Source organism: Paenacidovorax caeni, from assembly GCF_001298675.1.
In the GTDB taxonomy this organism is placed as follows: Bacteria; Pseudomonadota; Gammaproteobacteria; order Burkholderiales; family Burkholderiaceae_C; genus Paenacidovorax; species Paenacidovorax caeni.
The window spans coordinates 56,177-78,994 of record NZ_CYIG01000015.1; the positions used below are offsets into that span (position 1 = coordinate 56,177).

Genomic DNA, 22,818 nt, shown 5'->3' on the forward strand with positions numbered 1-22,818 from the left:
CGCTACTCCTTGGAGAAAGACAGCAGCACCTCGCCCAGCGTGACGCCAAACTTGCTCATGGTGGCGCGGTTGAGCATCACACGCTCGTCAACCAGGAACATCCAGTCGTCAAACTGCACTTCATATTCCTTGCCGTCCACCGGCAGGCGCAGCGTGTAGCTCCAGCGGAAGGCATTGCCGGACGCCTGCCCCTGCGCCTCGCCCACCACGTCGTCGGCACGGCCGGTGTAGCGCCCGTTCTCGTGCTTGGTCAGACGCCACACGCGGCGCTGGGTGCTGCCGTCGGAATAGCTGAAGGCTTCGTCCAGCACGCCCTGGTTGCCTTGCCAATGGCAGTCCATCACCACCGTGAAGCGGCGCACCACCTCGCCACCGCGCTTCTGAAAAATGCCATGCGCATGGATACGGCCGTTGAAATAGCGGTCCAGCTCCAGGCTGGGCCGCTCCTGGGCATAGTCGCTCACCTGGGGGCTGGCGCACCCCGCCAGCACGGCCGAGCCCGCCAGCACGGTGAATAAGACACGGCGGCGTGTGTTCATGGTGTCACTCCTTGGGTACGGTGAGGGAAAGCGATCAACAGCCGATACAGCAGATAGGCGGCCATGAGCTTGAGCGCGCACGGCAGCAGCGCATAAATCCATGCCAGGCGTTGCAGCGCCAGCGGGTCTTGGCTGCCGGGCTGGTAGCCCAGCCATTGCAAAAGGGGCAGCGTCAGCCCTGCGGCCAATGCCAAGTTGAGCTTGGTGGCCAAGTTCCACCAGCCCAGGTAGGCGCCGTCGTGCACGCCTTGGGCGCCGTGGCGCTCGATCAGCAGGGCCAGCAGCGCACCCGGCACGGCCAGGTCAGCGCCCAGCGCCGCCCCCGACAGCACGCAAATCAGCCCAAAGGCCACCACCTGGCCGCTGCCCAAGCCAGCCGCCCAGCCAAAGCAGGCCACAGCCACCAGCATGCCGGCAAGCCACGCCCACTCCAGCCCGAGGCGACGCACGACACGCACCCAGAGGGGCATGGACAACGCCCCGCTGACGAAATAGAGCACCAGAAACAGCGCGATGTGCGCCTGCGTAGCCAGTAACCGGTCCTGAGCGAAGAACAGCATCAACGCGGCCGGTATGGCGCTGGCGATGCCATTGCACAGGAACACCGCCAACAGCCGCCGGAAGGCGGGCTCGGCCAGCGGCTGCCACAGCCGCGCCTCGGGCGCTTGCCAGGCCCCTGCGGCAAACCGTGGACGCGGCGCACGCCACAGCGCCCACCAGCCGGCTACCAGTGCCAGCGTGAACACGGCCAGCATGGTGCCCGCCCCCCACGCCACAGACAGCGCGCTGGCCGTGACCACGCCCACCAGCCCGGCCCCTTCGCGCCAGGCCACGATGCGGCTGCGCTGTGCGGCATCGCCCCCCAAGCGCACGCCCCAGGCCTGGTGGGTAATCACCAGCAAACTGTGCGCAAGGCAGGTGAATAAAAGCCCTGCCACCATCCACGCCGCCAGCGCGGCAGGCCCTTGCACGCGCGGGAAAAACAGGCCGGCCATGCCCACCCCCAGCAGCAGCACCAAGAGCCCCGCCATCCACAGCACGGCATGCACGGTACGGTGGTAGACCCGGTCGCTCAACCGCCCCAGCAGCGGTTCGGCCCCCGCATCGATCAGGCGCACCAGCATCAGCAACGCGCCTACCGTGGCCAGCGACAGGCCACGGTCACTGGCGTAATAGTGCGGCAGCACCACATACAGCGGCAGTGCGGCAAAGGCCAGGGGCAAGCCCAGCAGCCCATAGGCCAGGCCCGCGCGCCAGGGCAACACTTGCGAGGCGTTCCATGGCAAGGCACGGGTCATGGCCCTGCTCCTGGTTGACGCGCCAGCAAGGCGCTGCGCAGGCCAGGTTCGGAGGTGCGGGGCGAGAGCCAAATGCCAAAGAACAAGCGGGCCAGCTCCGCGTCGCCAATAGCACCCAGCGCCTGGCTACCTCGCCACAGGCGCATGCCTTGCTGGGGCAGGTAAAGGCCGGTGAGCCGGTCACCCGGCTGGACATCGGGCAGCAGGGTCGCCAGCTGCTGCTGCCAGCGCTCGGCCTGCGCAGGGGCCAGTGCCGTCTGGCGCTGGATTTCCTCGATGGAGCGCCGCGCGATGGCCGCGCCGGTGAAGGCGCGGTGATAGGTCAGCTCCAGCGCCAGTGGGTGGGCGCCGAAGGCGTCGGCCTGAAAGCCCGGGGTCACCCACAGGCGCGCATCGTAGATACGCAGGCCGAGAAAGCGCATCTGCCCTTCGCCAGCCAGCGTGGCATCTGCCAGCGACTGGTGTACCCAGGGGGGCGCGGCATCGCTCCCAGGCCCCACTGCCGGGTTGGCTGCCGCAGCCGCCAGAGCGACGGCGGAGAGTGCCGCCAAGGCCCAGCGTTTGAGTGATGAAATTTGGCTCTGAGGCATATGCAAAGCGCGCTAGCAGCTATGGTTTTTGATACACCACCTAGACGGCGGCACCCGGCAAACGCAAGGCCAAGGGCGATGGCGCCAGCGACGCGGAGGATGCCCGGCGTGCAGCGGCGGCCTGTGCGCTCCCCTGCGCTGCCTGCGACAGGTGAAACACACTCACCACCTCCGCCAGTTGCGCCGCCTGCTGCTTCAAGGCTTGTGCAGCCGCCGCACTTTGCTCGACCATCGCAGCGTTTTGCTGCGTGGCGCGGTCGAGGTGGGCCACGGCATCGCCCACCTGGGCAATGCCTTCGGTCTGCTCTGCGGTGGCGTTGCTGATTTCGGCAATCAAGTCCGCCACGCGTTGCGCCTGATCGACGATATCGGTCATGGTGGTGCCCGCATCGCCCACCAGGCGCGCGCCCTGCTCCACCTTGGCGACGCTGCTGTCGATCAGGCCCTTGATCTCCTTGGCGGCGTCCGCACTGCGCTGTGCCAGGGCGCGCACTTCGCCCGCCACGACGGCGAACCCCCTGCCCTGCTCACCGGCGCGTGCGGCCTCCACGGCGGCATTGAGCGCCAGAATGTTCGTTTGGAAGGCGATGGCATCAATCACGCCAATGATGTCGGACATCTTGTGGCTGCTGGCGGTGATTTCATCCATGGTGCTGACCACCTGAGCCACCACGGCCCCGCCCTTGTGCGCGGCTTCGCTGGCGGAGGCCGCCACTTGCGTGGCCTGACGGGCGGACTCGGCGTTGTGGCGCACCGAGGCCGTCATCTGCTCCATGGAGGAGGCTGCCTGCTGCAGGTTGGCCGCCTGCTCTTCGGTGCGCTGCAACAGCCCGGTGTTACCGCCTGCAATCTCTTCGGAACCCGTTGTGACCGCGTTCGACGCCTGGCGCACCTGGCCCACCACGCGGGCCAGGCTGGCCTGCATGGCGCCCAACGAGGCCAACACACTGCCAGGTTGCGCCTGGGCGGCGCCGGCCACCGGCTGCAGGTCGCCCTGGGCCACATAGCTGGCGACTTCGGCCAGCGCCGTGGGTTCTGCGCCGAGTTGGCGCACGATGCTGCGTGCCACGCTCCACGCCACGACCGCACTGATAAGCAAGGCCAACGCCAGCGCCGTGAACATGACGCCCAAGAAGCTCTCGGCCTCGTCCATGGCTGCCTTGTTGGTCTTTTGAATGCGCGCTTCCTTGAAATCAATGAGCTTGTTGATCGCCGCCAGCCACTGCACGTACTGGGGCTTGGCCTGTGTCCACAAGGTCTGGGCGGCGGCGGTATCGCCGGCCTGCACCTGGGCAATGATGGCCTGCGTAGAGGCCACCGCCTGGGACTCGGCGCTGCGAATCTCGGCATACAACTGCCCGAGCTCGGGCGCCGCGCCGGGGCGGGTGATGAGCTTTTCCAGCGGCGCCGCGGACTGTGCGTAAAAGTCAGCCAATGCGCCGATGGTGGCGATCTCCTTGTCGCGCTCGGCAGGTGTAGGGCTTAGCACCACATCACGCACAGCGATGGAGCGGTCATGGGCGGAGCCGCGAAAGTTGATGGCGTGGCGCTGAACCTGGGCGTGGATGTCGCTGTTGACATGCAGCGCATCCGCAATGCGGTTGACCTTCACCACAGCGATGCCCGTGAGCACGACCAGAAGCGCCAAGATCAGCCCGAACCCCACGTACAAGCGGGTAGCAACTGCCATTCGTGAGAAAAACATACGGAATCCTTTAGCGGAGGAGGAAAGTCTTTGCTGTAGACAGCAAGGCTGGATAACCAAATTGCGCTTGCCTGCGCGTCAATCTCGCACCAGCGTGTACTGAACCACGTCGATGCTGCCGGCATCGAATGCGGCCTCGCAGTACGCCAGATAGAACTCCCAGGTCCGCTGGAAGGCTGGGTCAAACCCTTGCGCCTGCACCTGGGCACGCCGCTGGGCAAAACTGTGGTGCCACCTGCGCAGGGTTTCTGCATAGTCGGCGCCGAAGGCGAACTCCTCGACCACACGCAGCCCGGCCTGCCGGGCCGCCGCACGAAAGCGCTCAGGACTGGGCAGGCAACCGCCAGGGAAAACGTATTGCTGGATGAAATCCGTGCCCCGCACATAGCGCTCGAACAGCCTGTCGTCGATGACGATGCTTTGAATGCAGGCGCGCCCACCGGGTTTGAGCAAACGCGCCACGGTGCCAAAGTAGCTGGGCCAGAAGGCCTGGCCAACCGCCTCGACCATCTCGATGGAGCAAATGGCGTCGAACGGTGCATCCTGGATATCGCGGTAGTCCTGCAGGCGCAGCTCCGCCTGGGCGGACAGCCCGGCCTCGTGCAAGCGCTGGCGACCAAACGCCAGCTGCTCGGTGGAAAGCGTCACGCCGGTCACATGGGCCTGGAACTCCCCCGCTGCCATCTCGGCCAGCGCGCCCCAGCCGCAGCCAATCTCCAGCACGCGGTCGCCCGGCTGCACGCCGGCGCTGCGCAAGGCGCGGCGCACCTTGGCGTGCTGGGCAGCCGTCAAATCGCCCGCCAGATCGCCCTGGAACCAGGCAGACGAGTAATTCATGCTCGGGTCCAACCACAGCGTGTAGAACGCGTTGCCCAGGTCGTAATGGGCGTGGATGTTGCGCCTGCTGCCGGTGCGCGTGTTGCGGTTGAGCAGGTGGCGCAGCCGGTAGGCCAGCCGCCCCCACCAGGCGCCATAGACCAGCGACTCCAGCGCATCGCGGTTGGCCATCAGCAAGCGCAGCAGGTCGGCCAGGTGCGGCGTGCTCCAGTGCTGGTCGATATAGCCCTGCGCCAGACCAATGTCGCCCGAACGCAGCACCGCGCCGAACACCTGCCAGTCGTGCAGGCGCAGGCTGGCGTGCGGGTGCCCTCCCGGGCCAAATAGCAGGGCGGTGCCATCGGGCAGCTCCAGGTGCAACGTGCCGTGCTGCAGCCGCTGCAAGTGACGCAGGGCATGTCGGGCCGTACTGGGCAAGTCGGCTGGCAACGACAACGGCAAGGGCAACGAGATCGGTGTCGAGGTGGTGGTGTTCATGGTCAGCGGTCGGTTGCAGATGAACGGGTCACAGGCAGCACGGGCGCCTGCGGCTTGGCGTAAAACGGAACCTGCTTAAGCCACAGCAGCAATGCATTCCAGAGGATTCGGGCCGTTACGCCCAAGGTGAGCAGTGGGTAGCGCCACAGGGCACGCCGACGGCTGGCAGCATTGAGCGGCTCCAGCCGCCCGGCCATACCGGTGAGCAGCAACGGCCCCTCGGCATCGTGGTAGTCGATGCGCACCCGTGCGGATTGCAATCCCTCGGCGCCGCTGCGGCGAAATTCAAAGCGGTAGCCGCCCTCCACGGTGCAAAAGGGCGAAACATGAAATGCTTTGCGTGCCTGCAGTTCCTGCCCATAACGCGGGTGGTCCAGCAGGTAGGCGTGGCGCTCGCCAAAGGTGTTGTTCACTTCGGCCACGATGGCGCGCAGGCTGCCGTCCGTACGGTGGCAGTACCAAAAGCTCACCGGCTTGAAGCTGTAGCCCAGTACGCGCGGGTAGCACTGCAGCCAGATTTCACCCTGCGCGTCGGTAACGCCCTCGGCTTGCAGCAGTGCCTCCAGCCAGGCCAGTGCGCCGCCCTGCTGCGGGCCTTGCCCGGCGCCATGGTCGGCATCCCGAAACGCAAGCCATCCGGGCCGGTTGAGTGCCAGCACGCCTGCGGCATCGGGCTGCTCGCGCAGCGTGCGCATGGGCAGCAGCAAAAAGAAGGTGGGCACGATGAAACGGTGGCGGCGCGGGCGCAGCCGGGTGTGCCACACGTGGCCGAAGCCGATGTGCGGCACATTGCGCCGCACGCCAGCACGGGGCGCGGGAGTGTTCATGCGGCCTCCCGGTAGCGCATGCGCATTTGTGCCAGCAGTGCATCGGCCGCGCGGTAACCCGATTGCAGGCCGTCCTCATGGAAACCGTAGCCTGTCCATGCGCCGGCGAACCAGGTCCGCTGCACACCTTGCAGCTCGGCCACCTGCTTTTGCGCGGACCAGGCACTCAGGTCGAAGACAGGGTGGTCGTAATCGAACTCGCCCAGGATCTTGGCCGGGTCGATAGGGCTCACGGGATTGAGCGAAACCAGCACCGGCTGCGCAAAAGGCAGGGGCTGCAGGCGATTGAGCCAGTAGTGCAAGCAAACCTGGGCCGACTCCTGGGCACCATCGGCAGCGCGCTCGTAATTCCAGGCGGCCCAGGCGGCCCGGCGCCGCGGCATCACACGGGTGTCGGTGTGCAGCACAGCCCGGTTGGGCTGGTAGCGTATGGCCCCGAGCACACGCCGCTCGGCAGCGCTGGGCTGCGCCAACAGGCGCAAGGCCTGGTCGCTGTGCACCGCCAGCACCACGGCGTCGAAAGGCTCGGTGACCCCAGCCGCTCGCACGGACACGCCGGCCATGGTGCGCTCAATGTGCGTTACCGGCGTGGCCAGGCGCGCATCCAGCCCTTGCAGGATGGCGTGGACGTACTGGCGTGCACCGCCCGCCACGGTGTGCCACTGCGGCCGGTTCTGCACCTGGATAAGGCCGTGGTTGTGGCAAAAGCGCACCATGGTGGCCACCGGGAAACGCAGCATCTGGTCGGTCGGACAGCTCCAGATGCAACCCAGCATGGGCAGGAAATACCAGTGGCGAAAAGCCGCGCCAAAGCCATGCTGGTCGAGGAAATCGCCCAGTGGCTGAACAAGCGCTTGTTCCTGCCCACTTTCGGCCAAGTCCGTACACAGGCGGTTGAAGCGCAACAGCTCGGAGAGCATGCCCCAGAACCGCGGGCGCAGCAGATTGCGCCGCTGGGCAAACACGGTTGCCAGGTTGGAGCCGCTCCACTCCAGTGCCCGGGCACCCAGTACGCCCGCGCCTGGCACCTGGACTGAGAACGACATGTCCGATGGCGCCGTAGGCACCTGCAGCTCGGCCAGCAATGCAATCAGACCGGGATAGGTGCGCTCGTTGAACACCAGAAAGCCCGTATCCACCCCATGCGTCACGGTGTGCCCATGGCGGTCAGGGAAAGACACATCAACCGTGTGCGTATGCCCACCGAAATAGTTGCCAGCCTCAAACAGCGTCACCCGCGCGTGCCCGCGCAGCCGGTGCGCAGCCGCCAAGCCCGAAATGCCCGATCCGATGACTGCGACTTTCATGGGTTTTTGCTCCGTTGTGGTTGATGGTTCAGCACGATTGCGCTTTTCATGTGGCGTAATGTACTAGACAAAACAAATTTTGTCCTAGACAATTAATCCAACAAATCAATCAACCATGAACTCTCCGACACCCCCCAGCGCCCTGTCGACGCCTGCATCCAGCGACGACGGCTTGCCGATTGCCGCCGTCGAACGCGAGACTGGGCTGGGCAAGGACACACTGCGTGTGTGGGAGCGGCGCTACGGCTTTCCAACGCCCTCGCGCAGCCCATCAGGGGATCGGCTCTACAGCGCAGAGCAGGTGCAACAGCTCAAGCTGATCAGCCGCTTGCTTGATGTGGGACTGCGCCCTGGCAAGGTTGTTGGCCTGGATCAGGCCGCATTGCAGGCCCTACTGAACCAGCACACTCCGGTACAGACCGCTATTTTGTCCAAGACAACATCCAGAGACGTCGCGACCGACCCGGCGATCGGAGAGCTGCTTCACGCTATCGGCACGCACGACCCGCGCGCCCTGCGACACGGCCTCTGCCACGCGCAATTGCGCATGGGACTGGCGCCTTTCGTGACCGATCTGGTGGCGCCCTTGACGACAGCGGTAGGCGAAGCCTGGGTGCAGGGACGGTTTGAGGTTTTTGAAGAACATCTTTATACCGAGGTCGTCACCGGTGTGCTGCGCACTGCAATTGCCTCGCTGAACACGCAGGCAATGCCCCAGGGGCCCAAAGTGCTCCTCACGACGATCCCGCAAGAGCCGCACAGCCTCGGGCTGCTGATGGTCGAAGCACTGTTGGCACTGGAGAGCTGCACTTGCGTGTCACTGGGCACGCAGACGCCACTCACCGACATTGCCGAGGCGGCACGGGCACACCAGACCGACGTGGTAGCACTGAGCTTTAGCAACTTGCACAAAGCGACCATGGTGCTCAACAGCCTGCGTGAGCTACGCGCCCAACTCCCGGCATCAACGGCGCTTTGGGTCGGTGGTTCCTGCACCGCGTTGTACCAATGGCCGCTCGCCGGTGTCAGCGCTGTACAGCACCTGTCAGGCTTGCAGCCTTTGGTGGCGCAGTGGCGCCACACCCATTAACCCGCGAGAGGATTTGACATGCGCCCGAGCGCGCCCACACGCCACGACACCACCACTGTTTTGCGGCGACGCAAGCTCCCTGCGGCCCTCGCGCTGCTGGCCGCAAGCACCTGCCTCCTATTAGCCAGTTGCGCCAGCACGCTCCCGCCGCCCGGCGTGACAGCAGTCACCCCATTTGACGTACAGCGTTACGCGGGCCGCTGGTACGAGCTGGCACGCCTGGATCACAGTTTCGAGCGGGGCATGACCGATGTTTCGGCCACCTACACCGCGCAGGAAGATGGGAGCGTGCGCGTCGTCAATCGCGGCTACATGCCAGCCACAGGCCAATGGCGCGAGGCGGTCGGCAAGGCCTTATTCACCCAAGCCCCCACCATCGGTTCGCTCAAAGTCTCCTTTTTTGGACCCTTCTACGGCGGCTACCATGTCGCCGCGCTCGACCCCGACTACCGTTGGGCGTTGGTTCTCGGCCCGGATACCAGCTACGCATGGATTCTGTCGCGCAGCAAACACCTGCCCACCCCAGAGCGCGATGCCATCGTGGCGCAAGCGCATGCCCTGGGTGTAGACACCTCCGCACTGATCTGGGTGACGCACACGAACACCCCACCTGCAAAAGCGCCCATCAAGAGCGGAAGCCTAGACTGAACGCGCGCTACCGCACCCAGCCCAGACTAATCCCCTGGAGGTTCGAGCGGCCCCGGCAGGAGCTAATTGTGCAACCCATTGAATTTCAATGGGCTTTTCTTACTCACTGACAAAGCAAAAAAGCCCGACCCCTTTCGGAGTCGGGCTTTTGCTATCAATGGTCGGCGTGGCGGGATTCGAACTCGCGACCCCTTGCACCCCATGCAAGTGCGCTACCAGGCTGCGCTACACGCCGACAAGACCTAGATTATTACACACTTTCAGGTCGAAAAGAAAGCAGCGCCCGAATCTCGCACAATTCCTGGCGTACCGCTTGAACGTCCAGAACGCGCTCTTGCCCATCCACGGCCGGCGAACTCTCCAGGGGCTGGCGGCCCTCCTCGATCTCCTCGCCGCTCTCTTCCTGCGACACTGCTGCATCGCGGTCGGCCAAGACCAGTTCCTGCAGGCGGTTGCGTGCGCCGCTGATGGTGAACCCCTGGTCGTACAGCAAGTCGCGGATGCGGCGGATCATCAACACCTCATGGTGCTGGTAATAGCGGCGGTTGCCGCGCCGCTTCATTGGCCGCAGCTGCGTAAATTCCTGCTCCCAGTAGCGCAGGACATGCGGCTTGACGCCGCACAGCTGGGCCACCTCACCGATAGTGAAATAGCGCTTGGCGGGAATGGAAGGAAGCGTGTTACCCATGGATGCAATCACCGTGCGCGAGAACAACCTGAAAGCCTACTGCACTCGCACGCGCCGCGCCAGCGGCATGTGCGAGTGGATGCAAAGCGTTGCTATGCGCCGCCCTGAATCTGCTCCTTGAGCTTGCTGCTGGCATGGAACGTGACCACCCGGCGGGCCTGGATCGGGATAGCCTCGCCCGTGCGTGGGTTACGTCCAGGACGCGGCGCCTTGGTACGGATCTGGAAGTTGCCAAAGCCCGAGAGCTTCACGTCCTGCCCCTGCGCCAAGCGCTCCGAAATCAGGTCGAAGAAGGCATCGACCATGTCCTTGGACTCGCGCTTGTTCAAACCGATCTGGTCGAACAGCAAATCGGCCAGCTGTGCCTTGGTCAGCGCCGGGGTTTCCAGGCTCTCTACGGCGAATTCGATCACGTCAGCTCCTCCTGTGGTTTGGTCAGGCCCGTCACGCGCGCAGCTTGGCCCCCGTGCGGGCGGCCAACTGCTCGACGACCGCCTGCACGGCCGCCTCGATTTCGGCCTCGGTCAGGGTGGCCACATCGCTGCCCAGCGTCAGGCGCACGGCCAGACTTTTCTCGCCTTGCGCCAAGGCACCGACAGCGGCCTCTTCGCCCGCACGCAGAGGCTTGGGACGGTAAACGTCAAACAGCACGGCGCCGCGCAGCGTGGTGGCGGGCAGTGCGGCCTCGATGGCGCCCATGAGCTGGGCGTGGGTCACGCTCTCGGCCACAACCACCGCCAAGTCACGCTGGACGGACTGGTGCTTGGCCACCGGGCGGAATCCAGGCACCGGGCGCTGCAGAACGGCATCCAGCTCCAGCTCGAACAGCACCGGCGCCTGCTGCAAGTCCCAGGACTGGCGCCAGCGCGGATGCAGCTCGCCGACATAGCCGATCTCGCGCCCTGCCACGCGCACGCGCGCGCAGCGCCCCGGGTGCATGGCCGGGTGCTCGGCCGGTTCGAACTGCGCCTGCAGCGGGGCCAGCAGCGCCTCGACGTCGCCTTTGACGTCGAAGAAGTCCACGCCCTGCTCCTTGCTGCCCCATTGCAGCGGCAGTGCCGCGCCATAGGCCAGGCCTGCGACGCGCATGGGCTGGTGAAAGCCTTCGACCGTGGTGTCTGAGCTCTTTACGCTGGCGTCACGCAGAAACACCCTACCAAGCTCGAACACGCGCACGCGCTCGGCCTTGCGGTCGAGGTTGAACTTCAGCACCTGCAGCAGCGCCCCCAGCAGCGTGGAGCGCATCACGCTCATCTGGCTAGCGATGGGGTTGAGCAGCCGGATCGGTTGTGCGTTACCGGCCAGCTCATGCTCCCAGCGCTCCTCGACGAAGCTGAAGTTGATGGTTTCCTGGTAGCCCAGCCCGGCCAGTTGGCGCCGCACGGCGAAGGGATCGCGCGTCGATTCCAGCGGCAGCTTGGGCGTGATGGGGGCCAGCGGCGGCGTAGTGGGCAACTGGTTGTAGCCCACCATGCGGGCGACTTCTTCGATCAGGTCTTCCTCGATGAGCAGGTCGAAACGGTACGACGGCGGCACCACGGTGAGTACGCCCTCGCCTTCGGTCACATCCAGGCCCAGGCGCTGCAGCGCCTGCACGCATTGCACCTGGGTCAAGGGCATGCCGATGACCTTGGCGGCGCGCGCCACGCGCAGCGTGACGGGTTGCGCCTGTGGCAGGTTGACGCACTGGTCATCCATGGGGCCGCACTGCGTCTCGGCGGTGCCGCAGATCTGCACCACGAGTTCGGTGATGCGCTCGATATGCTCCACGGTGAGCTGCGGATCCACGCCACGCTCGAAGCGGTGGCCCGCGTCCGTGGAGAAGTTGTAGCGGCGCGAGCGCCCGGCAATCGCCTTGGGCCACCAGAAGGCGGCCTCGATGTAGATGTTCTTCGTGGTGTCGGACACGGCCGTGGCGTCGCCACCCATGATGCCGGCCAGCGACTCCACCGCGTGCGCGTCGGCAATCACGCCCACCTTGTCATCGACGGTGACGGTGTTGCCATTGAGCAGCTTGAGCTGTTCACCCGCGCGGCCCCAGCGCACTTCCAGGCCGCCGTGGATCTTGTCCAGGTCGAAGATGTGCGACGGACGGCCCAGCTCGAACATCACGTAGTTGGAGATATCGACCAGCGGCGCCACGCTGCGCTGGCCGCAGCGCGCCAGGCGCTCGACCATCCACTGCGGCGTGCGGGCCTGGGTGTTGACGTTGCGCACGATGCGGCCGGAGAAACGCCCGCACAGGTCGGGGGCACTGACCTTCACCGGCAGCTTGTCAGCATGACCAACGGGTGCCACGGGGAACGCCAGCGGCTTCAGCGGCGCCCCGGTGAGCGCAGCGACCTCACGCGCAATGCCGTAGACGCTCAAGGCATGCGCCAGGTTTGGCGTGAGCTTGAGGGTAAACAGCGTGTCGTCCAGGTTCAGGTACTGGCGGATGTCCTGGCCCAGCGGTGCGTCCAGCGGCAGCTCGAGCAGGCCCCCGTGGTCGTCCGCCAGCCGCAGTTCGCGCGCCGAGCACAGCATGCCGTGGCTTTCCACGCCGCGCAGCTTGCCCACCTTGATGAGAAACGGCTTGCCATCGTCGCCCGGCGGCAGCTCGGCGCCCACCTGGGCGCAGGGCACGCGGATGCCGGGGCGCGCATTGGGCGCGCCGCAGACGATGGTGAGCGGCGCAGCGCCGCCCACGTCCACCTGGCACACGCGCAGGCGATCGGCGTTGGGATGCTGCACGGCCTCCTTGATCTCGCCGACGACGATCTTCGAGAACGGGGGCGCCACGGGCGCCAGTTCCTCGACCTCCAGGCCGGCCATGGTCAGGGTCTCGGCCAGTTCTTGGGTGGTCAGGGGCGGATTGCAGAATTCACGCAGCCAGGATTCGGGGAATTGCATAGTCGGATAGCTCGGTATTCAGGGCAGAGCGCTGGAGAGCGGCAGTGCGGGTTTGCTCTTAAAACAGGAGCTGGCAGCGCTTATTCTGTTTTGATTTCACGAACAAAAACATCTGAAATCATTGCAGGATGAGCGCTAGAAGCTCTCATTTCAGGAGCGAAACTGCGACAGGAAACGGATGTCGCCGTCAAAGAACAGGCGCAGATCGTTGACGCCGTAGCGCAGCATGGTCAGGCGGTCGGGGCCCATGCCGAAGGCGAAGCCGATGTATTTCTCGGGGTCCAGCCCCATGTTGCGCACCACGTTCGGGTGCACCTGGCCGGAGCCGGCCACTTCCAGCCAGCGGCCCGCCAGCGGCCCCGTCTGGAACTGGATGTCGATCTCCGCGCTCGGCTCGGTGAACGGGAAGAAGCTGGGGCGAAAACGCAGCACCAGGTCATCCTGCTCGAAGAAGGTCTTGCAGAAGTCGGTGAACACAACCTTGAGATCCTTGAAGCTCACGTTCTCGCCAATCCACAGGCCCTCGCACTGGTGGAACATGGGCGAGTGCGTGGCGTCGCTATCGACACGGTAGGTACGGCCTGGCGCAATGACGCGAATTTCAGGCATGGCCTGCCCGGCATCGAGCAACGCACGGTATTTCTTCACGTGCTGCACGGCAAAGCGCACCTGCATCGGGCTGGTGTGCGTGCGCAGCAGGTTGGGGGCCTCGGGCGTGCCGCCTTCGACATAGAAGGTGTCGTGCATGGAGCGTGCCGGATGGTCCTCGGGCGTATTCAGCGCCGTGAAGTTGAACCAGTCGGACTCGATCTCCGGCCCCTGCGCCACGTCGAAGCCCATGGAGCCAAAGATGCGCTCGATGCGCTCCAGCGTCAGCGACACCGGGTGCAGCCCGCCCTGTCCACGCTGGCGGCCGGGTAGGCTCACATCCAGCGCCTCGGCCTTGAGCTGGGCCTGCAACTCGGCGTCGGCCAAGGCCTGTCGACGCGCCGTCAGCGCGGCCTCGATGGCCTGCTTGGCTACGTTGATGGCGGCGCCGCGCGATTTCTTTTCCTCGACGGAAAGCTGGGCCATGCCCTTCATCAGCTCGGTCACGCGGCCCGACTTGCCCAGAAACTGGGCCTTGGCGTTTTCCAGCTCGGCGGGGGTAGCGGCCTGCGCAAACTGCTGCTGCGCGCTCGCCACCAGGGAATCCAACTCGTTCATACGACTCTCGTGCATTCGTGCATGCGTGAAAAGAAACAAGGGCTAGTGCCTTTTCAAGCCCTAGCCCTTGCTGGTAGTGCGCTGGCAGCTATTAAAAAAATAGCTGCCGATCGTGAACTCAAGCAGCCAGCTTGGCCTTGACTTGCTCCACGATGCTGCCGAAGGCAGCCTTGTCGTGCACCGCGAGGTCGGCCAGCATCTTGCGGTCGATCTCGATGGCCGCCTTCTTCAGGCCGTTGGCGAACTGGCTGTAGGTCAGGCCCAGTTCACGTGCAGCGGCATTGATACGGGCGATCCACAGCTGGCGGAACACGCGCTTCTTGGTACGGCGGTCACGGTAGGCGTACTGCCCGGCCTTCATCACCGCCTGCTTGGCGATGCGATAGACGTTGCCGCGGCGGCCGCGGAAACCCTTGGCCAGAGCCAGAACCTTCTTGTGACGGGCGCGTGCCGTTACACCACGTTTGACGCGAGGCATGTGTTTTCTCCTTGTTCGTCAGTGAATTACAGGCCGGCCTTGGGCAGCATTTGCGCCATGTGACCCATGTTGGTCTCATGCACAGCAACTGCACCACGCAGGTGGCGCTTGTTCTTGGTGGTCTTCTTGGTCAGGATGTGACGCTTGAAGGCTTGACCGCGCTTGACGGTGCCACCCGGACGAACGCGAAAACGCTTCTTCGCGCTGCTCTTGGTCTTCATTTTGGGCATATCAATGCTCCTTTATGCGTGCCCGCGAGGCGTTTGCGCTGAATGCGCAACCTTGTTGGCCCCCGAGTCACTTCTTCATCTGCCAGCGCCCTTGCAGGGCACTGGCGGATTCTTGGCGCCTCATGCCGCCGGAGCGGCTGCTGCAGCGCCTTCTGCCGCCGATTTGCCGGCAGGCTTTCTCTTGCCCGGCGCGATCATCATGATCATCTGCCGGCCTTCGAGCTTGGGGAACTGCTCCACCACGATCAGATCAGCGAGGTCATCGCGGATGCGGTTGAGCAGTGCCAGGCCCAGTTCCTGGTGCGTGATCTCACGGCCACGGAAGCGCAGCGTGATCTTGCACTTGTCGCCCTCCGCCAGAAAACGGCGGATGTTGCGCAGCTTGATGTTGTAGTCGCCATCGTCGGTACCGGGACGGAACTTGACTTCCTTGATCTCGATGACCGTCTGCTTGGCCTTGGCCTCGGCTGCCTTCTTCTGTTCCTGGTACTTGAACTTGCCGTAGTCCATCAGGCGGCAGACCGGCGGGTTGGCCGTAGCGGCGATTTCCACCAGGTCCACATCCAAATCACCCGCCATGCGCAGGGCTTCTTGCAGGCTGACGATACCAATAGGCTCGTTCTCAGGGCCAGACAGGCGCACTTCAGGCGCCGTGATTTCACGGTTCAGGCGGTGCTTGCGCTCCTCGCGCTGCCGACGGTCACGAAATTCAGTAGCGATGGTTTTCACCTTCAATCAAAATGCTACAAAAAGCGTAGCTGCTGACGCACGAACGACAATAGTTTGCGCGCAACTCATGCAAGCGGTGATTCACAAATCAGGCTTTGGAGGCGATGTCCTGTGCGATCAATTCGACGAAGGCGTCGACGGACATCACACCGAGGTCTTTGCTCCCTCGGGCGCGCACCGCAACCGCACCGGCTGCCTTTTCCTTGTCGCCGGCGACAAGGATGTAGGGCAGCTTCTGCAGCGCATGCTCGCGTATTTTATACGTGATCTTTTCGTTACGCAGATCGGTCACCACGCGCAGGCTTTGATTCGGCAAGGCTTTGTGCAGCTTTGCGGCAATTTCACGACAGTAGTCGGCTTGGGCATCGGTAATGTTGAGCACCGCCACCTGCACCGGCGCCAGCCACACCGGCAGGGCTCCAGCGTGTTGCTCGATCATGATGCCGATAAAGCGCTCCAGACTACCCACAATGGCACGGTGCAGCATCACCGGACGGTGGCGGTTGCCGTCTTCACCGACAAACTCGGCATCCAGGCGCACGGGCATCGAGAAGTCCACCTGAATGGTGCCGCACTGCCACTGACGGCCAATGGCATCCTTGAGCGTGTACTCAATCTTCGGGCCGTAGAAGGCCCCCTCGCCAGGCGAGATTTCATACGCGCAGCCAGACACCTCCAGGCTGTGAATCAGCGCCGCCTCGGCTTTGTCCCAGATCTCGTCCGAGCCAATACGCGCTTCGGGACGCGTCGCCACCTTGTAAATGATGTCGGTGTAGCCAAAGTCCTTGTACACGCGCTGCAACAGCTGCGTAAAGGCCAGCACTTCGGGCTGAATCTGGTCTTCGGTACAGAAGATATGCCCGTCGTCTTGGGTAAAACCACGCACACGCATGATGCCGTGCAGGCCGCCAGTAGGCTCATTGCGGTGACACTGGCCAAACTCGCCATACCGCAAGGGCAAGTCACGGTAGCTCTTGATACCTTGCTTGAAAATCAGGATGTGCCCAGGGCAGTTCATCGGCTTGAGCGCGTAGTCGCGCTTTTCGCTCTCGGTGATGAACATGTTTTCGCGGTACTTGTCCCAGTGGCCGGTTTTCTCCCACAGGGTCTTGTCCAAAATCTGCGGCCCCTTAACCTCCTGGTAGCCGTTGTCGCGGTAGACGCGGCGCATGTACTGCTCCACCTCCTGCCACAAGGTCCAGCCCTTGGGGTGCCAGAACACGGTACCGGGCGAATGCTCGTCAATGTGGAACAAGTCCAGCTCACGGCCGAGCTTGCGGTGGTCGCGCTTTTCGGCTTCTTCAAGCATGCGCAGGTACTGCTGCAGCTCGTCCTTGGAGGCCCAGGCCGTGCCATACACGCGCTGCAGCATTTCATTGCGGTGGTCGCCACGCCAGTAGGCGCCGGCCACCTTCATCAGCTTGAAGTGCTTCAGTTTGCCCGTGCTGGGCACGTGCGGGCCACGGCACAGATCCTCGAAGCCGCCCTCGCGGTACAGACTGACATCCTCGTTACTGGGAATGCTGGCGATGATCTCGGCCTTGTAGTGCTCGCCAAGTCCCTTGAAATACGCCACAGCCTCGTCGCGCGGCAGCACGCGGCGCACCACTGGCTCATCCTTGGCAGCCAGTTCCGCCATGCGCTTTTCGATGGCAGCCAGATCATCGGGTGTGAATGGGCGCTTGTACGAGAAGTCGTAATAAAAGCCATTCTCGATCACTGGGCCGATGGTGACCTGCGCTTCCGGAAACAGCTCCTTGACCGCATAGGCAAGCAAGTGTGCAGTGGAGTGGCGGATCACCTCAAGGCCTTCCGGATCCTTGGCAGTGAGGATCGACAGCGCGCTGTCCTGCGTGATCTGGTAGCTGGTATCGACGACCTTGCCATCGACCTTACCAGCCAACGCCGCCTTGGCCAGGCCTGCGCCAATCGAAGCAGCCACCTCGGCCACGGTGACCGGGCCTGGGTACGCACGCTGGGAACCATCGGGGAGCGTAATCTGAAGCATGTGTGCAAATCCTTGTTCAACTGAAAGATACGGTATGCGCTCCCAGCCAGAAAGCAAAAAGCGCGGAACACGGTCCGCGCTTTTCGAGGGGAAAGAGAAGGCTCTCGTGCAGGCGCGAACGGCCAGCCTCAAAGGCTGGAGAAAGTCTCCGTGGTAGTTCGCGGTGTCATAACCAGCAATGCCTTTCTCGCCCTTGTGTGTTGAAAGGGCGCATTTTAACCTGCACCAACGAAAAAAGCCCGAAGCCGAAGCTTCGGGCCTTCCTTACACCACGAAGATCAGTGGAACTGCTCTTCTTCGGTGGAGCCGGTCAGGGCCTTCACGCTGGAAGAGCCGCCCTGGATCACGGTGGTCACGTCGTCGAAGTAGCCTGCGCCGACTTCTTGCTGGTGCGACACGAAGGTGTAACCCTTCTCACGTGCGGCGAACTCGGGCTCTTGCACCATGTTGACGTAGTGCTTCATGCCTTCGCCGCGGGCGTATGCGTGGGCAAACTGGAAGGTGTTGAACCAGTTGATATGGATGCCGGCCAGCGTGATGAACTGGTACTTGTAGCCCAGCGCCGACAGTTCTTCCTGGAAGGAAGCGATCTGCGAGTCGTTGAGGTTCTTCTTCCAGTTGAAAGAGGGCGAGCAGTTGTACGACAGCAGCTTGCCAGGGTTGGCAGCCAGCACGGCCTGGGCGAATTCACGGGCAAAGCCGATGTCAGGCACGCCGGTTTCGCACCACACCAGGTCGGCGTAGGGCGCGTACGCCACGCCACGGCTGATGGCTTGCTCCAGACCGTTCTTGACACGGTAGAAGCCTTCTTGGGTACGCTCGCCAGTCAGGAAAGGCTTGTCGTTGGCGTCGTGGTCAGACGTAATCAGGTTGGCAGCCTCGGCGTCGGTGCGGGCCAGGATGATGGTGGGCACGCCCATGGTGTCCGCTGCGAAGCGTGCGGAAATCAGCTTTTCAATGGCTTCCTGCGTGGGCACCAGCACCTTGCCGCCCATGTGGCCGCACTTCTTCACAGCAGCCAGTTGGTCTTCGAAGTGCACGCCAGCAGCACCTGCGGCGATCATGTTCTTCATCAGTTCGAAGGCGTTCAGCACACCACCGAAACCAGCCTCTGCATCGGCTACGATAGGCAGGAAGTAGTCCACGAAGCCTTCATCACCAGGATTGATGCCACGGCTCCACTGAATTTCGTCGGCACGCTTGAAGGTGTTGTTGATGCGGCGCACCATGGTGGGCACCGAGTCGTAGGCATACAGCGACTGATCGGGGTACATGGTTTCCGACGTGTTGCCGTCAGCAGCCACTTGCCAGCCCGACAGGTAAACGGCTTCGAGACCGGCCTTGGCTTGTTGCATGGCTTGACCAGCAGAGATTGCACCGAAGGCGTTCACGTAGCCCTTCTTTGCACCGCCGTTAACCTTTTCCCACAGCTTTTCAGCACCACGGCGAGCCAGCGTGTACTCAGGCTGCAGGCTACCGCGCAGGCGCACCACGTCTGCAGCGGTATAGCCACGCTTCACACCCTTCCAGCGGGGGTTCTGCGCCCAGTCTTTTTCCAGGGCGGCGATCTGCTGCTCACGGCTCAGTTGGCGGTTCAGGGAATCAGGCATGAAGTCACTCCATCGGGTTGATTGATAACGGTGGGCATACAAAGCAGCCCATGGAGACAACTTTAAGTCTTCTATAAGACTCGCGCAAGCTCTTATGTCTTATATAAGAGATAAATTTTTACCTTTTAAATCAACAACATGAGATCAAAATATCTCAATGTGAAATCAATTTTCTCCAATCGAGAGCTCGCACCACCTGGAAAGCCCATCAATTTTTTGCATTGTGAACTTTGGTTTTCGCCTTATGGAATCAATTGACTGCGCGCACCGCATGGATCGGGCATGATGCGCCAATCGTCGACACCCAGCTTTTTCGTGAGTACCCCGAGCCGCCCTACCGCCTATCTCTGCCTAGCCCTGAGCATGTCGCTCGTGGGCAGCTATGTGGCATTGTCCAAGCCCCTGGCGGCTACCCTACCGATCTTCCTGCTGGCTTGGCTGCGTTTCGGCATCGGAGCGGTAGCCATGGTGCACTGGCTTCCCAAGCCCGCCGATGAGCCCAAGTTGACCGCCTCAACGCGCAGACTGCTGTTTCTGGAAGCGTTTCTGGGCAACTTTTTGTTCACGCTGTGCATGATTTCCGGCGTGAGCCTGACCAGCGCCGTGACCGCTGGGGTCATCATGGCGGGCATTCCTGCTGCCGTGGCGGTCATGAGCTGGCTTTTCCTGAAAGAGCACATCAGCGCCCGCACTTGGTTCGCCGTGGCCTTGGCCGTTCTTGGGATTGGCCTTTTTTCGCTATCAAAACAAGAGCATTCAGCGCACAGCGCACATGCCTTAATCGGCGAAAATGCCTCAAACATGGCATGGCTTGGTCATCTGCTCCTGGTGGGTGCCGTGCTGTGCGAGGCGGCCTATTCAGTGATCGGAAAAAAACTCACCGGCACGCTCGGACCCAAGCGCATTACCTCGTTAATTAATCTGTGGGGGTTCGCCCTCGCCACGCCCCTGGGGGTATACACGGCGCTGCGCTTCGACTTCAGCGCCGTGGGCTGGAGCACCTGGCTGCTGCTGCTGTTCTACGCACTTGCAGCCTGCATGTGGACCGTGTGGCTGTGGATGACGGGTTTGAAAGCTGTTCCGGCAGCCCAGGGCGGCATTTTCACCGTACTGCTGCCGGTCAGCGCTGCATTGGTGGGCGTACTGGCGCTGGGCGAATCCTTGAACGCCATGCAGCTCCTCGCCTTCGCCCTGGCGCTGGCCAGCGTACTGCTCGCCACCCTGCCCTCGCGCCTGGCAAGGCGCGTCCGCTCATAGAGGGCGGCCGCTGACGACAATGCCATCGGCATCGGCGTAGAGCCAGTCGCCCGGCCGCACCCAAACGCCCTGAATCTGCACAGGCACATCGCTGCGGCCTTCTCCGCGGCGCTCAGTGGGCATCGGCAACAGACCCACCGCGCGAATACCCACAGACGCCGTCTGCAGCTCGGCAATATCGCGCACGCAGCCATTCACCACCAAGCCCGCCCAACCGTTCTTGGCTGCAGCCATGGCCAGATTACCTCCCACCAGTGCGCGGCGCAGCGAAGCACCGCCATCGACTACGAGTACACGCCCCTGGCCCGGCGACTCGACGGCAGCCTTGACCTGGGTGTTGTCCTCGAAACACTTCACGGTGCTCACAGGGCCGCAGAAAGAGACAACGCCGCCATAGTTCTGGAACACTGGCGGTAACACACGCAGTTCGCCCTGGTCGTCGCCCTTGTGGGCATCGCAGAAATCGCAAGTGCTAAAGGAAGGAGAAGAAGCCGCTGTGGTCATGTATGTATCCCTTTTGGATCGTTGCTCAGGTGACGGCCGGTGCACCAGCACGACCGCGCGCGCATTGTCGCGTCCGGCACGCCTTGGGGTTTGCCCGCAGTGCCCCAGCGCAACAATTCGAGGCAAAAAAGCATGCGCCAGCTTGGAAAGCGGATTTTTTCCCAGTAGCATCGCCCTGCCAGTGGAGCAGTGCCGTTTTCGCTGGTGTTACCTACGACTCCCAGAAGGATTAAACCGCTATGGCAACTGCTGCAAAGAAGGCCACCGCACCGAAGACTGAAGCCGCCGCTAAAAAGCGCACCCCCAACGCGGCCTTCATGAAACCCCTGACGCCGAGCCCCGCGCTGGCTGCCGTGGTGGGTGCCAAGCCGCTGCCGCGCACCGAGATCATCAGCAAGCTGTGGGCCTATATCAAGGAACACAACCTGCAAGACCCCGCTAACAAGCGCATGATCAACGCCGACGCGAAACTCAAGGACGTGTTCGGCAAGCCCCAGGTGTCGATGTTCGAGATGGCTGGACTCATCGGTAAGCATGTGAAGTAAGCAGACCACCCCCCCAAAAGCCGGCACACGCCGGCTTTTTTTAGGTTCATCGCGCCTTTCCGGGGAAGGCGGCCTTGATCTTCAGGAAGAAATAGGCTGAATCCCGGAACCCGTAGGCCATACGCTTGATGACCTTAATGCGGTTGTTGACGCCCTCGAGAATGCTGGTGTTCAAGGGGAAGATGGCTGAGGCGAGGATGCCACGCAGGTACTTTCGGAGTCGCTTTGCAAAGGCGATCGCCGGCGCGATGCCGCTTTCGATCGCCAGGCGGTACCAGTCTTTCCATCTTCGGGCGCCGTCTCTGACCGATGGCGCAAACCAGATTTCCTTAATGGCGGTCTTCAGCAGATAGACAGTAGCCAGCGGTGCGTTGGCCGCCAGCAGTTCCTCGAGCTTGACCGCCTGCTCGTTGCCCAGGTTGTCACGGTTGCGCAGCAGCAACCAGCGCGAGCGCTTGATGACCTGACGTTGTGCGGGCGCACTGCGCAAGGCATTGGCCTGATCGACGCGCACCCGGTCGACGACCTCCCGACCAAAGCGGGCGACGACATGGAACAAGTCATAGACGACTTCGGCGTTCGGGCAATGGGCGCGCACCTCCAGATCGAAGGCGGTGTTCATGTCCATTGCGACCGCCTCGATGTGCTGACAGCCCTCTTTGCCCAGCAATTCGAAGAAGGGCCGGATCGCCTCGCGGCTGTTGCCTTCGCCGACCCACAACACGCGCATACGTTCAGCATCCATGATCACCGTCGCGTAGCGGTGCCCCTTGTGCAGCGCGAACTCGTCCATCACCAACCGACGCACGCCCTGCGCATCGAAAGTGCCATACCGGGTCTGCAGGCGCCGATGGTCGATGCGCTTGATGGTGTGCCAGTGCAAGCCCGTGAGTTGGGCGACGTGGGCGATCGGCAGGATCTGCACCAGCGCCTCGATCCAGGCGCGTAATCGGTGTGTGATGCGCTCACCCGTGTCGAGCCAGCTCAGGCGCTCGGCCGCCCGTGCGCCACACTGGTAACAGTCGAGGCGGCGAATCGGCACATCCAGCCAGACGTGTCGATCGAACCAGTCTCGATCGCGCACCCGGCGTCGCCGGCGCTCGTGGAGCAGAACACAGTCGCTACCGCAGCGCCCACATCGCGGGCGGTGTGAGGGGTCTTCAGAGAGGGTGAGAAGCAGCGAACCGTCGGCTCGCTCCTGGCATGAATCGACGAGGCGGCCTTCCCAGAAGACCACGCCCAACATAGCATCGCGCATGACGGGGAAGAGGAAGGGGATCGGTTTGTTTGGCGACTGCCAATCTACCAACCTCAGAACCGTCAACCACTACTTCCCCCAGATCGCGCGAAGAA

General features: G+C 63.2%; 22 protein-coding genes and 1 tRNA gene. 4 read left to right on the plus strand and 19 right to left on the minus strand.

Going from position 1 to position 22,818, the window contains the following annotated elements; translation table 11 throughout:
• Positions 1-2 precede the first annotated feature (2 nt).
• The 7 genes from BN2503_RS08590 to BN2503_RS08620 all read right to left on the minus strand — a co-directional run bounded on the left by BN2503_RS08590 (position 3) and on the right by BN2503_RS08620 (position 7,580).
• Positions 3-539: a DUF3833 domain-containing protein gene (locus BN2503_RS08590; RefSeq protein ID WP_054256238.1), complete on the minus strand. Its 537-nt coding sequence runs from the start codon at positions 537-539 to the stop codon at positions 3-5.
• Complete coding sequence (locus BN2503_RS08595; protein ID WP_054256239.1) at positions 536-1,837, minus strand: MFS transporter; 1,302 nt, start codon at positions 1,835-1,837, stop codon at positions 536-538. Before BN2503_RS08595 ends, BN2503_RS08590 begins: the two co-directional genes overlap by 4 nt.
• Entirely contained in the window at positions 1,834-2,427 is a 594-nt protein-coding gene (locus tag BN2503_RS08600) for a chalcone isomerase family protein (protein WP_054256240.1), read from the minus strand. The genes BN2503_RS08595 and BN2503_RS08600 overlap by 4 nt, the downstream gene beginning before the upstream one ends.
• Positions 2,428-2,467: 40 nt before the next feature.
• The gene (locus tag BN2503_RS08605; protein ID WP_054256241.1) at positions 2,468-4,132 is read right to left on the minus strand and encodes a methyl-accepting chemotaxis protein; all 1,665 of its coding nucleotides are present in this window, start codon (positions 4,130-4,132) and stop codon (positions 2,468-2,470) included.
• 78 nt (positions 4,133-4,210) lie between these two features.
• Positions 4,211-5,446: an SAM-dependent methyltransferase gene (locus BN2503_RS08610; protein ID WP_054256242.1), complete on the minus strand. Its 1,236-nt coding sequence runs from the start codon at positions 5,444-5,446 to the stop codon at positions 4,211-4,213.
• Positions 5,447-5,448: 2 nt separating this feature from the next.
• On the minus strand, positions 5,449-6,273 hold the full coding sequence (locus BN2503_RS08615) for a DUF1365 domain-containing protein (protein ID WP_054256243.1): 825 nt from the start codon (positions 6,271-6,273) through the stop codon (positions 5,449-5,451).
• Entirely contained in the window at positions 6,270-7,580 is a 1,311-nt protein-coding gene (locus tag BN2503_RS08620; protein ID WP_054256244.1) for an NAD(P)/FAD-dependent oxidoreductase, read from the minus strand. Before BN2503_RS08620 ends, BN2503_RS08615 begins: the two co-directional genes overlap by 4 nt.
• A 115-nt stretch (positions 7,581-7,695) precedes the next feature.
• Between BN2503_RS08620 and BN2503_RS08625 the strand changes: the two genes are divergently transcribed.
• Together BN2503_RS08625 and BN2503_RS08630 are read left to right on the plus strand one after the other, a co-directional pair.
• Positions 7,696-8,670, plus strand: a complete 975-nt coding sequence (locus BN2503_RS08625) for a MerR family transcriptional regulator (protein ID WP_054256245.1) — start codon at positions 7,696-7,698, stop codon at positions 8,668-8,670.
• Between the two features lie 18 nt (positions 8,671-8,688).
• Complete coding sequence (locus BN2503_RS08630) at positions 8,689-9,318, plus strand: lipocalin family protein (protein WP_054256246.1); 630 nt, start codon at positions 8,689-8,691, stop codon at positions 9,316-9,318.
• A gap of 158 nt (positions 9,319-9,476) precedes the next feature.
• Here the strand turns inward: BN2503_RS08630 and BN2503_RS08635 are convergent.
• The 10 genes from BN2503_RS08635 to aceA all read right to left on the minus strand — a co-directional run bounded on the left by BN2503_RS08635 (position 9,477) and on the right by aceA (position 19,159).
• Positions 9,477-9,553, minus strand: a tRNA-Pro gene (locus BN2503_RS08635).
• 15 nt (positions 9,554-9,568) lie between these two features.
• Positions 9,569-10,006 (minus strand): MerR family transcriptional regulator, encoded by a 438-nt coding sequence (locus tag BN2503_RS08640; RefSeq protein ID WP_054256264.1) that lies wholly within the window; start codon positions 10,004-10,006, stop codon positions 9,569-9,571.
• A 92-nt stretch (positions 10,007-10,098) separates the two neighbouring features.
• Positions 10,099-10,419 carry an integration host factor subunit alpha gene (locus tag BN2503_RS08645; RefSeq protein ID WP_054256247.1) on the minus strand — a complete coding sequence of 107 codons (321 nt, stop codon included), beginning with the start codon at positions 10,417-10,419 and terminating at the stop codon, positions 10,099-10,101.
• A gap of 31 nt (positions 10,420-10,450) precedes the next feature.
• The gene (pheT, locus tag BN2503_RS08650; protein WP_054256248.1) at positions 10,451-12,898 is read right to left on the minus strand and encodes a phenylalanine--tRNA ligase subunit beta; all 2,448 of its coding nucleotides are present in this window, start codon (positions 12,896-12,898) and stop codon (positions 10,451-10,453) included.
• 150 nt (positions 12,899-13,048) lie between these two features.
• The gene (gene pheS, locus BN2503_RS08655; protein WP_054256249.1) at positions 13,049-14,104 is read right to left on the minus strand and encodes a phenylalanine--tRNA ligase subunit alpha; all 1,056 of its coding nucleotides are present in this window, start codon (positions 14,102-14,104) and stop codon (positions 13,049-13,051) included.
• 118 nt (positions 14,105-14,222) lie between these two features.
• Positions 14,223-14,582 (minus strand): 50S ribosomal protein L20, encoded by a 360-nt coding sequence (gene rplT / locus BN2503_RS08660; RefSeq protein WP_054256250.1) that lies wholly within the window; start codon positions 14,580-14,582, stop codon positions 14,223-14,225.
• A gap of 26 nt (positions 14,583-14,608) precedes the next feature.
• Positions 14,609-14,812, minus strand: a complete 204-nt coding sequence (rpmI, locus tag BN2503_RS08665) for a 50S ribosomal protein L35 (protein WP_054256251.1) — start codon at positions 14,810-14,812, stop codon at positions 14,609-14,611.
• A gap of 120 nt (positions 14,813-14,932) precedes the next feature.
• Positions 14,933-15,541: a translation initiation factor IF-3 gene (infC, locus tag BN2503_RS08670; RefSeq protein WP_074930222.1), complete on the minus strand. Its 609-nt coding sequence runs from the start codon at positions 15,539-15,541 to the stop codon at positions 14,933-14,935.
• An 88-nt stretch (positions 15,542-15,629) separates the two neighbouring features.
• Positions 15,630-17,549: a threonine--tRNA ligase gene (gene thrS, locus BN2503_RS08675; RefSeq protein ID WP_054256252.1), complete on the minus strand. Its 1,920-nt coding sequence runs from the start codon at positions 17,547-17,549 to the stop codon at positions 15,630-15,632.
• A 278-nt stretch (positions 17,550-17,827) separates the two neighbouring features.
• Positions 17,828-19,159 (minus strand): isocitrate lyase, encoded by a 1,332-nt coding sequence (gene aceA, locus BN2503_RS08680; protein ID WP_054256253.1) that lies wholly within the window; start codon positions 19,157-19,159, stop codon positions 17,828-17,830.
• A gap of 282 nt (positions 19,160-19,441) precedes the next feature.
• On the opposite strand from aceA, the gene BN2503_RS08685 reads away from it, so the two are divergent.
• On the plus strand, positions 19,442-20,416 hold the full coding sequence (locus BN2503_RS08685; RefSeq protein ID WP_054256254.1) for a DMT family transporter: 975 nt from the start codon (positions 19,442-19,444) through the stop codon (positions 20,414-20,416).
• Here BN2503_RS08685 and rraA read toward each other — a convergent pair.
• Positions 20,411-20,920: a ribonuclease E activity regulator RraA gene (gene rraA, locus BN2503_RS08690; RefSeq protein WP_054256255.1), complete on the minus strand. Its 510-nt coding sequence runs from the start codon at positions 20,918-20,920 to the stop codon at positions 20,411-20,413. The genes BN2503_RS08685 and rraA overlap by 6 nt on opposite strands.
• 239 nt (positions 20,921-21,159) lie before the next feature.
• On the opposite strand from rraA, the gene BN2503_RS08695 reads away from it, so the two are divergent.
• Positions 21,160-21,465, plus strand: a complete 306-nt coding sequence (locus tag BN2503_RS08695) for an SWIB/MDM2 domain-containing protein (RefSeq protein WP_054256256.1) — start codon at positions 21,160-21,162, stop codon at positions 21,463-21,465.
• A 46-nt stretch (positions 21,466-21,511) separates the two neighbouring features.
• Here BN2503_RS08695 and BN2503_RS08700 read toward each other — a convergent pair whose 3' ends face one another.
• On the minus strand, positions 21,512-22,723 hold the full coding sequence (locus tag BN2503_RS08700) for an ISL3 family transposase (RefSeq protein ID WP_175537990.1): 1,212 nt from the start codon (positions 22,721-22,723) through the stop codon (positions 21,512-21,514).
• Positions 22,724-22,818: the final 95 nt, after the last annotated feature.

What these genes read in the sequence shown, in the direction of transcription:
- BN2503_RS08590 (WP_054256238.1), bottom strand. Translation starts at nt 539, where the DNA reads ATGAACACACGCCGCCGTGTCTTATTCACCGTGCTGGCGGGCTCGGCC.
- BN2503_RS08595 (WP_054256239.1), bottom strand. Translation starts at nt 1,837, where the DNA reads ATGACCCGTGCCTTGCCATGGAACGCCTCGCAAGTGTTGCCCTGGCGC.
- BN2503_RS08600 (WP_054256240.1), bottom strand. Translation starts at nt 2,427, where the DNA reads ATGCCTCAGAGCCAAATTTCATCACTCAAACGCTGGGCCTTGGCGGCA.
- BN2503_RS08605 (WP_054256241.1), bottom strand. Translation starts at nt 4,132, where the DNA reads ATGTTTTTCTCACGAATGGCAGTTGCTACCCGCTTGTACGTGGGGTTC.
- BN2503_RS08610 (WP_054256242.1), bottom strand. Translation starts at nt 5,446, where the DNA reads ATGAACACCACCACCTCGACACCGATCTCGTTGCCCTTGCCGTTGTCG.
- BN2503_RS08615 (WP_054256243.1), bottom strand. Translation starts at nt 6,273, where the DNA reads ATGAACACTCCCGCGCCCCGTGCTGGCGTGCGGCGCAATGTGCCGCAC.
- BN2503_RS08620 (WP_054256244.1), bottom strand. Translation starts at nt 7,580, where the DNA reads ATGAAAGTCGCAGTCATCGGATCGGGCATTTCGGGCTTGGCGGCTGCG.
- BN2503_RS08625 (WP_054256245.1), top strand. Translation starts at nt 7,696, where the DNA reads ATGAACTCTCCGACACCCCCCAGCGCCCTGTCGACGCCTGCATCCAGC.
- BN2503_RS08630 (WP_054256246.1), top strand. Translation starts at nt 8,689, where the DNA reads ATGCGCCCGAGCGCGCCCACACGCCACGACACCACCACTGTTTTGCGG.
- BN2503_RS08640 (WP_054256264.1), bottom strand. Translation starts at nt 10,006, where the DNA reads ATGGGTAACACGCTTCCTTCCATTCCCGCCAAGCGCTATTTCACTATC.
- pheT (WP_054256248.1), bottom strand. Translation starts at nt 12,898, where the DNA reads ATGCAATTCCCCGAATCCTGGCTGCGTGAATTCTGCAATCCGCCCCTG.
- pheS (WP_054256249.1), bottom strand. Translation starts at nt 14,104, where the DNA reads ATGAACGAGTTGGATTCCCTGGTGGCGAGCGCGCAGCAGCAGTTTGCG.
- rplT (WP_054256250.1), bottom strand. Translation starts at nt 14,582, where the DNA reads ATGCCTCGCGTCAAACGTGGTGTAACGGCACGCGCCCGTCACAAGAAG.
- rpmI (WP_054256251.1), bottom strand. Translation starts at nt 14,812, where the DNA reads ATGCCCAAAATGAAGACCAAGAGCAGCGCGAAGAAGCGTTTTCGCGTT.
- thrS (WP_054256252.1), bottom strand. Translation starts at nt 17,549, where the DNA reads ATGCTTCAGATTACGCTCCCCGATGGTTCCCAGCGTGCGTACCCAGGC.
- aceA (WP_054256253.1), bottom strand. Translation starts at nt 19,159, where the DNA reads ATGCCTGATTCCCTGAACCGCCAACTGAGCCGTGAGCAGCAGATCGCC.
- BN2503_RS08685 (WP_054256254.1), top strand. Translation starts at nt 19,442, where the DNA reads ATGATGCGCCAATCGTCGACACCCAGCTTTTTCGTGAGTACCCCGAGC.
- rraA (WP_054256255.1), bottom strand. Translation starts at nt 20,920, where the DNA reads ATGACCACAGCGGCTTCTTCTCCTTCCTTTAGCACTTGCGATTTCTGC.
- BN2503_RS08695 (WP_054256256.1), top strand. Translation starts at nt 21,160, where the DNA reads ATGGCAACTGCTGCAAAGAAGGCCACCGCACCGAAGACTGAAGCCGCC.
- BN2503_RS08700 (WP_175537990.1), bottom strand. Translation starts at nt 22,723, where the DNA reads ATGCGCGATGCTATGTTGGGCGTGGTCTTCTGGGAAGGCCGCCTCGTC.